Annotated in this window: 1 pseudogene; it reads left to right on the top strand. The window is 53.9% G+C overall.

Going from position 1 to position 675, the window contains the following annotated elements:
- Nucleotides 1-33: 33 nt before the first annotated feature.
- Nucleotides 34-675 (top strand): annotated as a pseudogene (locus tag GBM95_RS12435) (IS1634 family transposase); the annotation flags it as partial.

Below are 675 nucleotides of genomic sequence, written 5' to 3'. Positions count from 1 at the left end.
AGAGCTGATTCAACAGATCTGATGAAGGACGAGATGGCTCAGCAGCTGCTCTTTTCCGATTCGCTTCGGAGCGACAGCTGGTATTCCGATTTCTTTGAAGATCAATTGAGTGCAGACATCATCCACCAGTTTCGGATGGACTGGCTCAAGCGCTTCGCAGTGCAGGGAGGCACGAAAGTCTGGCTCTGCATCGATGGCTCAAACAACGACTGCACGATCTCGGAAAGCCGTGTTGCCGAACCCGGCAATTCAAAGTCGCATAAGGCAGTAAATATCTACAGCTACATGTGGGCCGTCAGCTCGAAGGATGGGCGCCCCGTCACCTGGTTCCTCAACAACGGCGGCAAAGTCGATGCCAAGGCTTTTGAGAAGATGATTCGCTTTCTTGCCGCTGCCGGGATTGAAATTGAAGGCGTCATTCTCGATCGCGGCTTTGCTGCTGAAAGCGTTATGGGGCTTATCCGGGAGCTTGGATACCGCTACGTCGTCATGCTGAAGTCTTCCGCGCTGGCCTACAAGACCATGTTGGAAAAATACGCGGAAACGATCCGCTGGAAGGTCGCCCACGTCATTAACGAGAAGGGCATTTTCGGCGTCGAGGAAAGAACCCGTGTATTCGCGAGCGGCACCGAGGAAGCCTGCGTCGGCTTATTCTTCGACGGCATTCGAGGATGC

The sequence above is a fragment of the Sutterella seckii genome, assembly GCF_009183815.1.
Classification (GTDB): Bacteria; Pseudomonadota; Gammaproteobacteria; order Burkholderiales; family Burkholderiaceae_F; genus Sutterella; species Sutterella seckii.
Note: the sequence above shows the minus strand (reverse complement) of the source record. Positions and strands in the feature narration are given on the sequence as shown.